Below are 12590 nucleotides of genomic sequence, written 5' to 3' on the forward strand. Positions count from 1 at the left end.
ATTTATTTGTTTTTAACTTATTTCAGTTCTGGTCTTTAATTGTTAATAAGTAAAAAACTTGGGACAATGTCCCAAATATCGAAAAAAACACTTTCGTTGAATTCATATTAAAATTGATTCATGCGAAAGTGTTTTTCTATTAAAAGGAAATCTTATTCAATAGAAACAAAATATCAAGTAGTTGAAATGAAAGTAGATGAGTATAATTTAAAACAATTATGGAACCATTGAATATTCAAAATCATACACAAGTTAAGTATTGTTGGCGATGATATAAAAATATTATAAGCTACACATTTTCTCAACATACTAGAAAATATCAGAAAAGATATAGAATTGGAGATTAAAAGAGTATAAGGTAATGAAAAAACGGTATCAGCAAAAATGATTGAATTAGTGGAGCACTTAAAACTAAAATATCTATCCAAACTGATAATAAAAGTATTGTGCATATCTAAATTACCATAATACTATGATAGAAAGTTTCCATTCTTTTCAAGCGTGTGTTATTAATTATGCTCAGTTTTTTATTTTTATGCCCCGACTTCACGCTTGTACCTATAACAAACTGTTGTAACTAAATCTAAATGCGTTTGAGTAATAGTTAAAATGCTTTGATTTTATATTGTCTAATATTGCGTTTTTATTTTACTAAATTAACATACTATTTTTATTATAGATAAGTAAATGACTATATGATATGTTTCATTTCATGTATAATTATTTTGAGGGCGAGGTGAAAAAATGGATAACTTACATCTAATACATATGCTATTTATGGCAAAACCTTTAAATGGAATGAATTGGGTTGAAAACCTTGCACAGTTTATCACTCAACCTTTTGTTTCTCTTATTTTCACTTGTATTATATTTATTGGCTTTTTATACCAACTATATTCAAAGCGCATAAACTTAATGGGAATAATAGCATTACTTGCTTTACTACTTTTATTTTTAGCATTCCTAATTAATGGCGATGTCAATGTGATGTCAGTATTACTGTTTACAATTGGCCTCATACTACTGATTGTTGAATTATTTGTTATAGGCGCTGTAATAGGTATTATTGGTATTATTCTAATAACACTAAGTATTATTATACTTGGTGACAATATTTTATTAATGCTTGGAAATGTTATAGTTGCATTAATATTATCAATTGTAGAATGGGTGATTTTAGTGAAAATATTCAATAGAAAAATTCCATTTTTAGATAAAGTTATTTTAAAGGATTCAACAAATTCTGAAGCAGGTTATCGTTCACATGACGACCGCTCTCATCTTGTAGGAAAAACTGCACATACTGTTACCGATTTAAGACCAGCAGGAATTATAACTTGTGACAATGATCGAATAGACGCAGTATCTGATGGATCATTTATTTTACGTAATCGACAAGTTAAGATTCTTGAAGTTGAAGGTACACGTGTTGTTGTTAGAGAAATCGAAAAATAAAAAGGAGCGATTTAATGTTTAGTATTGGTTTTATAATCATTGCAGTCATTATAGTAGTTGCACTACTCATTCTGTTTTCATTTGTTCCGGTCGGATTATGGATTTCAGCACTAGCTGCTGGAGTACATGTTGGAATAGGCACACTTGTGGGGATGCGTTTAAGACGGGTTTCACCAAGAAAAGTTATCGCACCTCTGATCAAAGCGCATAAAGCTGGTTTAAACTTAACTACAAATCAACTTGAGTCTCATTACCTAGCAGGCGGTAATGTTGATCGTGTTGTAGATGCAAACATTGCAGCACAACGAGCAGATATCGACTTACCATTTGAGCGAGGCGCTGCCATTGATTTAGCAGGTAGAGATGTATTAGAAGCAGTACAAATGTCAGTTAATCCAAAAGTTATTGAAACGCCATTTATTGCAGGTGTAGCGATGAATGGTATCGAAGTTAAGGCGAAAGCTCGTATTACCGTACGCGCTAACATAGCAAGACTTGTTGGTGGTGCTGGTGAAGAAACAATCATTGCTAGGGTCGGAGAAGGTATAGTATCTACAATTGGTTCTAGTGAGCATCATACAGAAGTGCTCGAGAATCCAGATAATATCTCAAAAACAGTACTAAGTAAAGGTTTGGACTCTGGAACTGCATTCGAAATTCTATCTATCGATATTGCCGATGTTGATATTAGCAAAAACATCGGTGCTGATTTACAAACAGAACAAGCACTTGCTGATAAGAACATTGCACAAGCTAAAGCAGAAGAACGTCGCGCAATGGCTGTTGCTTCTGAACAAGAAATGAAAGCGCGTGTTCAAGAAATGAGAGCTAAAGTTGTTGAAGCTGAATCCGAAGTGCCTTTAGCTATGGCGGAAGCATTAAGATCAGGCAATATTGGAGTTAAAGATTATTATAACCTTAAAAATATTGAAGCGGATACAGGTATGAGAAATGCAATAAATAAGCGCACTGATCAAAACGATGATGAATCACCACAACAATAATGAAGAGGTGATAAGATGAATATTGGCATTATCATTTTCATCATATCTGTGATAATTACAGGTGTTAGCGCATTACGAGATAAAAGTCACGAGGACAGACAAAATCAAAGACCCAATCAAAAAACCTCAAACGAGCAACATCAAGAAGGTGGTTTCTTTGAAAAATTAGAAAAAACTTTTCAAGAAATTAGTGACGAATTAAATGATGAACCTGAAAAAAAACAGAGTAAACCTTTTGAAACTTCATTACCACCACTGAACGAAGATTGGAATGAAAATGAAAAGAAAAAAACATCACATCATAAAGAAAAACAAAATACTTCACAATCCAAACGTCAAACAACGTCTACTCATGAACATCAAAATATCCCTCAGCCAGATAAAACAACATCAAGAGATGATAATTATGAAAAACTTAAGCAAGAACTTGAACAAGATGTAACTAAAAATTTAATTGACGTACGTAAAGAAATTGATAAAGAAAAAGAAAAGCAACTTGTTATGATTGAGAGGAAAGCTCAAGACATTATCAACGATAAATATCTTTCAGAAAGAACAAAACGATATAGAATAAAACAACTACTAAATTCTAGGAATGTTGAGAAAAACATGTCGCGCTCTGCTTTTCAATATGATAGTGATGAAGTTATTAATGGTATTATTTGGTCAGAAATTTTAAATAAACCAAAACAGCTTTAATTATTTTTTTCAAACATTAATTTAAATATTTAAGCATATAAGAGAGTATATTGTAATTTATTACGGTATACTCTCTTTTTAGTTTGTCTAAAAACACGTATTTTAGTAAAATTTAATTAAGATTTAAAATGAATTTTAGCTATGAATGATAATAAGAGTTTAATTCAACATTTATTTATAGCAAGCATGATACAATATTGATGTATCAAGCTAAAATTTATATTATGAAATTTATCTCATGTTGATGAAACATTAAATTTACGTAACTTGAAAAGGAGCGCGTTTATGCCAGGAATAATTCAAATTGACGATATTAATCAATCTCAAGCTTTAATAGGAAATAACGATGAAAACCTAAAAGCGATTGAAGCACATTTTAATGTCGTAATACATGCTAGAGGTCAAGAAATTGCTGTTAAAGGTGAAAAAATAGAGCATGTTGAAAAAGCAGAATTAGTTCTAAAGAATTTACTTAAAGTAATTGAATTAGGTAATACAATTACGCTTAAAGATGTAGAAGCTGCTATAAAAATGGCCGACAATAATACAATTCATCATTTATTAGATTTATACGATGAAGAAATTACAAAAGATGCTTATGGTAAAACAATTCGTGCTAAGACTATGGGACAACGTATATATATTAATGCTATGAAACGTAATGATTTAGTATTTGGCATTGGTCCAGCTGGAACTGGTAAAACCTTTTTAGCAGTCGTATATGCGGCTAAACAACTACGTAAAGGATCTGTTAAGCGTATTGTTCTAACGAGACCTGCTGTTGAAGCAGGTGAATCTCTAGGATTTCTACCAGGCGATTTAAAAGAAAAAGTAGATCCATATTTAAGACCTCTTTACGATGGGTTAAATACTGTTTTAGGTAGAGAGCAAACTCAAAGACTCATCGAACGAGGTGTAATAGAAATTGCGCCATTAGCATATATGAGAGGTAGAACCCTAGATGATGCATTTGTTATATTAGATGAAGCTCAAAATACGACACATGCACAAATGAAAATGTTTCTTACCCGCTTAGGATTTGGATCAAAAATGGTTGTCACTGGTGATCAAACTCAAATCGATTTACCAAAAGGTGTAAAAAGTGGTTTGAAAGAAGCGGTAAAAAAACTAAGTGGTGTCAGCGGCATAAGTATCATGAAAATGGATCAAAGTGATGTAGTTAGACATCCACTTGTAAGTAAAATTATTAATCGTTATGAAGGAGTTGAATAAATGTTTACTATAGATTTTAGTGACCATACAGGTCTAGTAGAAACGTCTTGGTTTGACCAAATAGATCAATTATTAACATTCGCTAAGAAGAAAGAAAATATTCATAATGATGCCGAATTGTCAGTAACTTTTGTAGATAAAGATGAAATTCAAAATATAAATAAAGTATATCGCGACAAAGATAAAGTTACTGATGTCATCTCATTTGCTCTAGAAGAAGATGAACCAGAAATAGATTTCAATGACTTTGATATACCACGTGTTCTAGGTGATATTATTATATGTACAGATGTTGCCAAAGAACAATCAGAAAGCTACGGACACTCATTTGAGCGTGAATTAGGATTTTTAGCATTACATGGCTTTTTACATTTGCTAGGATATGATCATATGAATGATAATGATGAAAAAGAAATGTTTGGTCGACAAGATGCTATACTAAACGAATTTGGTCTAACTAGAAATTAATATGAAACGTTTTAAATATGCATATGAGGGTTTTTGCGCAATTTTAAAAAAAGACCAAAATTTCTTATTACACATTTTAGCGGCCATAATTATTATCATATTAGGATTTGTGTTAAATATTGATCGTATAGATTGGATATTAATCATCGTAGCTATAGGACTTGTTTTAAGTTTTGAAGCTATTAATACCTCAATTGAATTTGTTGTTGACCTAATTACAACTGACTATCATGAATATGCAAAATACGCTAAAGATATAGCTGCGTTTAGTGTTGTCATCGTTTCAATCGTTTCAATATGTATTGGGTTAATCGTTTTTTTACCATATATATTAGAAATATTTAAGGGAGGAATGTAATGAGTTATCAATCACACTACTTTAAAGAAGTCCGAGAGGCACAAAAAAATGCTTACGCACCATACAGTAACTTTAAAGTTGGTGCTTATTTAAAGACGAAAGATGGTCGATGTTTTTATGGAGCAAATGTTGAGAACGCTGCATATCCGATGGGAATATGTGCAGAAAGATCAAGTTTAGTAAGCGCTATATCAGAAGGTTATCAACCAGGTGATTTTGAATCCATTACAGTTACTGTCGATGCTGATAAACCATCATCCCCATGTGGCGCATGTCGCCAGGTGATGATGGAACTTTGTGATAAAGATATGCCTGTATATATGACCAATCAAAACGGAGATATGATAGAAGCTACAGTTGATGAATTATTACCATTAGGATTTTCTGGAAAGGATTTAAATTAATGACAGAACATAAATCAGGATTTGTTTCAATTATCGGTAGACCTAATGTAGGTAAATCTACCTTTGTAAACAGAGTAATAGGACATAAAATTGCTATTATGTCAGATAAAGCTCAGACGACTAGAAATAAAATACAAGGTGTGATGACAAGAGATGATGCTCAAATCATCTTTATCGATACACCTGGTATCCATAAGCCTAAACATAAATTGGGAGATTACATGATGAGAGTAGCTAAAAACACACTTTCTGAAATTGATGCTATTATGTTTATGGTTAATGTAAATGAAGATATAGGTAGAGGAGACGAGTATATAATGGAAATGCTAAAAAACGTCAAAACACCTATATTTTTAGTTTTAAATAAAATTGATTTGGTTCATCCAGATACATTGATGCCAAAAATTGAACAATATCAGTCATATATGGATTTTACAGACATAATTCCAATTTCTGCTTTAGAAGGGTTGAATGTTGATCATTTTATTGATGTATTAAAATCTTTTTTACCAGAAGGGCCTAAATATTATCCTGACAATCAAATTTCAGACCATCCTGAGCAATTTGTGGTGAGTGAAATCATTAGAGAAAAAATTCTACATTTGACTAGTGAAGAAATTCCACATGCAATTGGTGTCAATGTCGATCGTATGATTAAAGAGGATGAAGATAGAGTACGTATTGAGGCGACAATTTATGTTGAAAGAGATTCACAAAAAGGTATAGTAATAGGTAAAGGTGGTAAAAAGCTTAAAGAAGTGGGTAAACGTGCACGTAGAGATATCGAGATGTTACTTGGCTCGAAAGTTTATCTTGAATTATGGGTGAAAGTACAACGTGATTGGAGAAATAAGGTTAATTTTATAAGACAAATTGGATATGTTGAAGATCAAGATTAATCAATAGAAGGTTGGTGATCAACTGATGCTAATGAAACAAAAGGGCATCATTATCAAATCTGTTGATTATGGTGAATCAGACAAAATTATTACAATTTTAAATGAATACGGAGCTAAAATACCACTAATGGCCAGACGAGCAAAAAAAGTTAAGTCTGGACTTCAAGCAAATACACAGCTTTTCGTATATGGCTTATTTATATATAATAAATGGCGAGGCATGGGAACACTAAATTCTGTTGATGTGATTAATCAACATTATGAACTCCAACTCGACTTATTTGAAAGTAGCTATGCATCTTTATGTGCTGAAACAATTGACCGATCAATGGAAGAGAATGAGGTTTCAAAATATAATTATGACTTACTTCAATTTGTTCTTTCCAAAATTAACGAAGGAACCCCTGCACAATTAATGTCTGTAATCGTCTTATTAAAAAATATGTCTAAATTTGGATTCACAGCTTCATTTGATCACTGTGCAATTACCGGCATTCAAGATCAATCAAAACTTATAGCGTATAGTTTTAAATTTGACGGTGCTATTTCAGAATCTGCATTATATCAGGATCAACATGCTTTTCATCTCTCTAATCGCACCTTATATCTTCTTAATATCCTGCAGCAATTACCTATAAGTAAGATGAATCATTTAAATATTCAGCAAGACATATTAAATGAAATGTCTGAACTACTTATCATGCTTTATCGTGAGTATGCTGGTATGTTTTTTAAAAGTCAAAAATTAATAAATCAATTAAATAGATTAGAAAAAGATTCATTGTAAAAAGATTTCTATTATAATGAAAGATCTTAAAATAAATTTATCAATAAAAAGCTCCTATCTTTTGTTGTTAAAACTTAAGATAGGAGCTTTATTCGTATTCAAAATTTTTACTTATAACTAAATAGTAAACTAAAATTTAACTTTCTCAGCTAAAAATGTTTCAAGTTCTGATATTGGCATACGTACTTGTTCCATACTATCTCTGTCACGCACTGTTACTTGGTTGTCCTCTAATGAATCAAAATCAAAAGTAATACAATATGGTGTACCTATTTCATCTTGACGACGATAACGTTTACCAATAGATTGTGATTCATCAAAGTCTATTGCAAAGCTAGAGCTTAGTTGTTCAAAAATTTTAATAGCTTCACTTGATAATTTTTTACTTAATGGTAATACTGCCGCTTTATATGGTGCTAAAGCAGGGTGGAAGTGCATAACTGTACGTGCATCTTTACTACCTTCAACACCTTCTTCAGCATACGCGTCACATAAAAATGCTAAAGTCACACGATCTGCACCAAGAGATGGTTCAATACAATAAGGAATGTATTTTTCGTTTGTTTCAGGATCGTGATATTTAAAATCTTCACCTGAATGTTCACTATGTTGTCTTAAATCATAGTCTGTACGACTCGCAATACCCCATAATTCACCCCAACCAAATGGGAATTTATATTCAATATCAGTAGTAGCATTGGAATAGTGTGATAATTCATCTTCATCATGATCTCTAAGGCGCATATTGTCTTCTGAGATGTTTAAATCTGTTAACCATTCACTTGCAAAAGTTTTCCAATAATTTTGCCACTCAATTTCTTCGCCAGGTTTACAGAAGAATTCAAGTTCCATTTGTTCGAATTCTCTTGTTCTGAAAATAAAGTTTCCTGGTGTGATTTCATTACGGAATGATTTACCAATTTGACCAATACCAAAAGGTAATTTTTTACGCATAGAACGTTGAACATTTTTATAGTTCACAAAAATACCTTGAGCTGTTTCAGGTCGTAAAAATAATTCATTAGTAGAATCTTCAGTAACACCTTGGAAAGTCTTGAACATAAGATTAAATTGACGGATATCGGTCCAGTTTGCAGTCTTACTGACCGGACAAACAATTCCTTCATCATCTATAATTTTTTTCATCTCATCAAAACTTAAGCCATCTGCTATAAAGTTTTCGTCACCTTTTTCATTTTGCATATAATCTTCGATTAATTTATCTGCACGATAACGAATTTTACTGTCCTTATTATCAATCATAGGATCATTAAAATTTCCTAAATGTCCTGATGCTTCCCATGTTTTTGGATTCATAAGAATCGCAGCATCAATACCCACATTGTAAGGTGATTGCGTAATAAATTTTTGCCACCAAGCTTTTTTAATATTATTTTTTAATTCAACACCTAACGGACCATAATCCCATGTATTCGATAATCCACCATAAATATCACTACCAGGGAATACAAATCCTCTATGCTTCGCAAGTTGTACAATTGTATCCATATTTTTAACCATAAAAGCCTCTCCTTATACATAAAAACGCCCCAAGACAATACACATAGATTATGCAATATTATCTTGGGACGAGTTTAAATTATTTAAAACACATTGTTGTAATAACATGTGTTTATTTACTTTTCAACCCGCGGTTCCACCCAAATTAGTGTAAACACTCGCTTTTATAAAAATTTAATCATATGCCAAAATATATTTGTTAAGCTCACACCATCCTTAACTCGCTTATTAATAATTCTAATTGAAATAATTTTTAATAGCAAGTGTTTATATGTATTTGTAGCAATTGAAAATAAAAGTTATAATGAGTAAGTATTAAAAAGGGGTGAAGACCTATAGAATTAAGTCAAAGACAAGAACAAATAATAGAGATTGTTAAATCGGAAGGACCTATCACGGGCGAGCATATAGCTGAAAAAATCAATTTAACTCGTGCTACATTACGTCCTGACTTGGCTATACTCACGATGTCTGGTTTTATAGAGGCACGTCCTCGAGTAGGTTATTTCTATTCTGGTAAATCTAAAAATAAAATCATAAACGAAAAATTACGAAAATATGTTGTAAAAGATTATATGTCGCATCCTGTTGTCATAAAAGAAAACATGACTGTTTATGATGCTATATGTACCATCTTTTTAGAAGATGTCAGTACATTATTTATTACAAATGAGAATAACGATTTTGTAGGAGTATGTTCTAGGAAAGACTTACTTCGTGCCTCAATGATTGGTGAGGACATACATACAATGCCTATCAGTGTAAATATGACTAGAATGCCTCATGTTTCATATTTAAAAGAACAGGAACTCGTTATTTATGCTGCAAATCAAATGATTGATAAAGAGATAGATTCATTACCAATTGTTAGACCTAAAGAAAACGACAAATTTGAAGTAATAGGTCGCATCTCTAAAACAACAATCACTAAATTATTCGTTTCATTATTTAAAGAATAGGTGGTAAGTACATGGATAATATAAAGATAATTGTTGCCTCTGATTCAATTGGTGAAACTGCGGAACTCGTTGCAAGAGCAGGCGTTTCACAATTCAACCCTAAACAATGTAAGCATGAATTCCTTCGATATCCATATATCGAATCATTTGAAAATGTTGATGAAGTGATTCAGGTTGCTAAAGATACGAATGCAATCATTGTTTATACATTAATAAAACCCGAAATTAAAAAGTATATGATATCAAAAGTCAATGAACATGCATTGAAATCTGTTGACATCATGGGTCCACTAATGGAATTGTTATCGAATTCTATTGAAGAAACACCTTATTATGAACCAGGAATGGTTCACCGATTGGACGATGCTTATTTTAAAAAGATTGATGCAATCGAATTTGCTGTTAAATACGATGACGGAAAAGATCCTAAAGGATTGCCGAAAGCAGATATTGTGTTACTTGGCATTTCAAGAACATCAAAAACACCTTTATCTCAATATTTAGCACATAAAAGCTATAAAGTAATGAATATTCCAATAGTACCTGAAGTGACTCCACCAGACGGTTTATTTAATGTTGATCCATCAAAATGTATTGCGTTAAAAATTAGTGAAGAAAAATTAAATCGTATACGTAAAGAGAGATTAAAACAATTAGGATTAGGTGACAAAGCTAGATATGCAACTGAAGCAAGAATTCAGGAAGAATTAGATTACTTTGAAAAGTTAGTCGATAAGATTGGTTGTCCTGTTATTGACGTTTCAGATAAAGCCATTGAAGAAACAGCAAATGATATTATTCATTTTATCGAACAAAATAAATCGAAATGATTTCTTTTCCAATAAATTGAAGGTATAATAATAGAACTTTAATAAGATTGCTACCATAGAAATAAATGTATTTTATAGGTGGTATTTAATGTTTGAAATATATTCCTTCATTCTTTTAGCAACCACATAAAAATAAACAATTAGCAATTATGAATATTGATAGGTGATGTCTTTTGCGTATAGATCAATCCGTCATTGATGAAATAAAAAATAAAACTGATATATTAGATTTAGTTAGTGAATATGTAAAACTTGAAAAAAGAGGACGCAATTATATCGGTTTGTGTCCTTTTCATGATGAAAAAACACCCTCATTTACAGTTTCAGAAGATAAACAAATTTGTCATTGTTTTGGATGTAAAAAAGGTGGTAATGTTTTTCAATTTACGCAAGAAATTAAAGACGTATCATTTGTTGAAGCTGTAAAGGACTTGGGTGAACGAGTTAATATTCAAGTTGATATCGGGCAGAACCAAACAAATTCCTCGACAAAAATTGCGTCTGATGAGTTGAAAATGATTGAGATGCATGAACTCATTAAAGATTATTATCATTATGCTTTAATGAAAACAGTTGAAGGTGAGGAAGCCCTAAATTATTTACATGAACGCGGCTTTACGGATGACCTTATTAAAGAAAGAGAAATTGGATATGCACCTGATAACTCACATTTTTGTCATGATTTTCTTGAAAAAAAAGGATATGATATAGAACTAGCATTTGAAGCGGGTTTGTTATCTCGTAATGAAGAGAATTTCACATATTTTGATAGATTTAGAAATAGAATTATGTTTCCATTAAAGAATGGACAAGGACGAATTGTTGGGTATTCAGGACGGACATATACTGATCAAGAACCAAAATATTTAAATAGTCCAGAAACACCTATTTTCCAGAAGCGTAGAATTTTATATAATTTAAATAAAGCACGTAAATTTATTCGAAAGCAAGATGAAATTATTTTATTAGAAGGTTTCATGGATGTAATTAAATCAGATTATGCTGGTTTAAAACAAGTTGTCGCTAGTATGGGTACACAGTTATCACAAGAACATATTACTTTTTTACAAAAACTAACGCAAAATGTAACATTAATGTTTGATGGTGATTATGCTGGTAAAGAAGCTACTCTAAAAACTGGACAAGCACTGTTGAATCAAGGCTTAAATGTGTATGTGGTTCAACTACCTTCAGGTATGGATCCTGATGACTATATTAGAAAATATGATAACGAACAATTCTTAAAATTTGTTCAACAAGACAAACAATCATTTGTGCTATTTAAAGTTAAAATGTATCAAAATGAGATTAATCATAATGATCTTGCATACGAAAAACATTTTAAAGAAACTGTGCGAGACCTTTCTTTAGTCAATTCAGGTATCATTCGTAATAAACTTATTCAAAACATAGCTGATATATTTAAAGTTAATCCAGAAACCATTCAATATGAGTTAGATGCAACTTATCAACATCAGATGTCGTCGAACACTTATCCCACTTTTCAAGATGAGCCAAGCAAACAACAATTAATACTCGGTCGTCTGACTAAAAATGAGAAAGCAGAAAGAGCTTTAATTAAGCATTTAACGAAAGATAAAGATACTTTTTTGAATTATTATCAAAAAATTGTGCCAGAAGACTTTACAAATAGCTATTTAAAGCGTATATTTAGTTATTTGTACGACTATTATTCAAAAAATGATTATTATACAATTAGCGATATGATGCAATATATTGAATCTAATGAATTGAGAGAAGTTCTTATTGAATTAGATCAATATCATCTAAATGATGAACCTTATGAAAACGAAATAGAGGACTATATTCAAATTATTAAAAATAATAATAACGAAGATTCCTTAGAAAGTTTGAATTATAAATTAAGGGAAGCATCGCGTATTGGAGATTCAGAATTACAAAAATATTATTTGCAACTTATCGTTAACAAAAATAAAAATCGAATGTAAAAG

The 12590-nt window shown here is 31.2% G+C and carries 13 protein-coding genes; 12 read left to right on the top strand and 1 reads right to left on the bottom strand.

Annotation, left to right across the window (positions count from 1 at the left end):
• Positions 1-744 precede the first annotated feature (744 nt).
• From AC1Q7N_RS02145 to recO, 9 genes are all read left to right on the top strand, one after another.
• On the top strand, positions 745-1455 hold the full coding sequence (locus AC1Q7N_RS02145) for an NfeD family protein (protein WP_001831053.1): 711 nt from the start codon (positions 745-747) through the stop codon (positions 1453-1455).
• Positions 1456-1469: 14 nt separating this feature from the next.
• Positions 1470-2459 (top strand): flotillin-like protein FloA, encoded by a 990-nt coding sequence (gene floA / locus AC1Q7N_RS02150; RefSeq protein WP_001830989.1) that lies wholly within the window; start codon positions 1470-1472, stop codon positions 2457-2459.
• Positions 2460-2474: 15 nt separating this feature from the next.
• Positions 2475-3158, top strand: a complete 684-nt coding sequence (locus AC1Q7N_RS02155; RefSeq protein ID WP_002456484.1) for a hypothetical protein — start codon at positions 2475-2477, stop codon at positions 3156-3158.
• A gap of 285 nt (positions 3159-3443) precedes the next feature.
• The gene (locus AC1Q7N_RS02160) at positions 3444-4391 is read left to right on the top strand and encodes a PhoH family protein (protein ID WP_001831049.1); all 948 of its coding nucleotides are present in this window, start codon (positions 3444-3446) and stop codon (positions 4389-4391) included.
• Positions 4392-4859, top strand: coding sequence for an rRNA maturation RNase YbeY (ybeY, locus tag AC1Q7N_RS02165; protein ID WP_001831142.1), 468 nt, complete (start codon positions 4392-4394; stop codon positions 4857-4859).
• Position 4860: 1 nt separating this feature from the next.
• The gene (locus AC1Q7N_RS02170) at positions 4861-5217 is read left to right on the top strand and encodes a diacylglycerol kinase family protein (RefSeq protein ID WP_001831257.1); all 357 of its coding nucleotides are present in this window, start codon (positions 4861-4863) and stop codon (positions 5215-5217) included.
• Positions 5217-5621 carry a cytidine deaminase gene (cdd, locus tag AC1Q7N_RS02175; RefSeq protein WP_001830967.1) on the top strand — a complete coding sequence of 135 codons (405 nt, stop codon included), beginning with the start codon at positions 5217-5219 and terminating at the stop codon, positions 5619-5621. Before AC1Q7N_RS02170 ends, cdd begins: the two co-directional genes overlap by 1 nt.
• Positions 5621-6520 (top strand): GTPase Era, encoded by a 900-nt coding sequence (gene era / locus AC1Q7N_RS02180; RefSeq protein WP_001831081.1) that lies wholly within the window; start codon positions 5621-5623, stop codon positions 6518-6520. Before cdd ends, era begins: the two co-directional genes overlap by 1 nt.
• A gap of 25 nt (positions 6521-6545) precedes the next feature.
• On the top strand, positions 6546-7307 hold the full coding sequence (gene recO, locus AC1Q7N_RS02185; protein ID WP_001830983.1) for a DNA repair protein RecO: 762 nt from the start codon (positions 6546-6548) through the stop codon (positions 7305-7307).
• A gap of 129 nt (positions 7308-7436) precedes the next feature.
• Here the strand turns inward: recO and AC1Q7N_RS02190 are convergent, their stop codons facing one another.
• Entirely contained in the window at positions 7437-8828 is a 1392-nt protein-coding gene (locus tag AC1Q7N_RS02190) for a glycine--tRNA ligase (protein WP_002456487.1), read from the bottom strand.
• Between the two features lie 335 nt (positions 8829-9163).
• Here AC1Q7N_RS02190 and ccpN point away from each other — a divergent pair, with 335 nt between their 5' ends.
• The 3 genes from ccpN to dnaG all read left to right on the top strand — a co-directional run bounded on the left by ccpN (position 9164) and on the right by dnaG (position 12587).
• Positions 9164-9787: a transcriptional regulator CcpN gene (gene ccpN, locus AC1Q7N_RS02195; RefSeq protein WP_010959185.1), complete on the top strand. Its 624-nt coding sequence runs from the start codon at positions 9164-9166 to the stop codon at positions 9785-9787.
• Between the two features lie 11 nt (positions 9788-9798).
• Positions 9799-10617, top strand: a complete 819-nt coding sequence (locus tag AC1Q7N_RS02200; protein WP_001831146.1) for a pyruvate, water dikinase regulatory protein — start codon at positions 9799-9801, stop codon at positions 10615-10617.
• Between the two features lie 173 nt (positions 10618-10790).
• Positions 10791-12587, top strand: a complete 1797-nt coding sequence (gene dnaG / locus AC1Q7N_RS02205; RefSeq protein WP_001831005.1) for a DNA primase — start codon at positions 10791-10793, stop codon at positions 12585-12587.
• Positions 12588-12590: the final 3 nt, after the last annotated feature.

The sequence above is a fragment of the Staphylococcus sp. GW823-FHT05F06 genome, assembly GCF_058795495.1.

Coding starts and splice junctions, on each gene's coding strand:
- recO (WP_001830983.1), top strand. CDS start 6,546: ATGCTAATGAAACAAAAGGGCATCATTATCAAATCTGTTGATTATGGT.
- AC1Q7N_RS02145 (WP_001831053.1), top strand. CDS start 745: ATGGATAACTTACATCTAATACATATGCTATTTATGGCAAAACCTTTA.
- ybeY (WP_001831142.1), top strand. CDS start 4,392: ATGTTTACTATAGATTTTAGTGACCATACAGGTCTAGTAGAAACGTCT.
- cdd (WP_001830967.1), top strand. CDS start 5,217: ATGAGTTATCAATCACACTACTTTAAAGAAGTCCGAGAGGCACAAAAA.
- AC1Q7N_RS02160 (WP_001831049.1), top strand. CDS start 3,444: ATGCCAGGAATAATTCAAATTGACGATATTAATCAATCTCAAGCTTTA.
- AC1Q7N_RS02190 (WP_002456487.1), bottom strand. CDS start 8,828: ATGGTTAAAAATATGGATACAATTGTACAACTTGCGAAGCATAGAGGA.
- era (WP_001831081.1), top strand. CDS start 5,621: ATGACAGAACATAAATCAGGATTTGTTTCAATTATCGGTAGACCTAAT.
- AC1Q7N_RS02170 (WP_001831257.1), top strand. CDS start 4,861: ATGAAACGTTTTAAATATGCATATGAGGGTTTTTGCGCAATTTTAAAA.
- AC1Q7N_RS02155 (WP_002456484.1), top strand. CDS start 2,475: ATGAATATTGGCATTATCATTTTCATCATATCTGTGATAATTACAGGT.
- floA (WP_001830989.1), top strand. CDS start 1,470: ATGTTTAGTATTGGTTTTATAATCATTGCAGTCATTATAGTAGTTGCA.
- AC1Q7N_RS02200 (WP_001831146.1), top strand. CDS start 9,799: ATGGATAATATAAAGATAATTGTTGCCTCTGATTCAATTGGTGAAACT.